Below are 389 nucleotides of genomic sequence, written 5' to 3'. Positions count from 1 at the left end.
AGCACAGCATAGGGAAATGCTGGATCAGGTGTTGGATTTCTTTGAAATAATTCCCGATTATGATTTGAATTTGATGAAACCCGGGCAAAACCTGAATTCTTTAAGTGCATTAATTTTAAAAGAAATTGACAAAGTACTGGAGGAATTTAATCCCGATATTGTTTTGGTACAGGGAGATACCACCACTGCCTTTGTATCATCCTTTACTGCTTTTAACAGGGGTATAAAAATAGGCCATATAGAAGCCGGGTTACGTACCGGGAATTTAAAATCCCCATTTCCTGAAGAAGGAAACCGACAATTAATTAGTCGGATTTCAGATTATCATTTTGCGCCTACACTTGCTTCCAGAAATAATCTGATAAGGGAGGGGATATCAGAAAACAAGA

General features: G+C 37.8%; 1 protein-coding gene. It reads left to right on the top strand.

Going from position 1 to position 389, the window contains the following annotated elements:
- Positions 1-389 (top strand): UDP-N-acetylglucosamine 2-epimerase (locus HC175_RS20085; protein ID WP_209310140.1); only part of this gene is annotated, 389 nt, incomplete at both ends.

Source organism: Salinimicrobium oceani (assembly GCF_012037645.1).
This window is presented reverse-complemented; position numbering and strand designations above follow the sequence as displayed.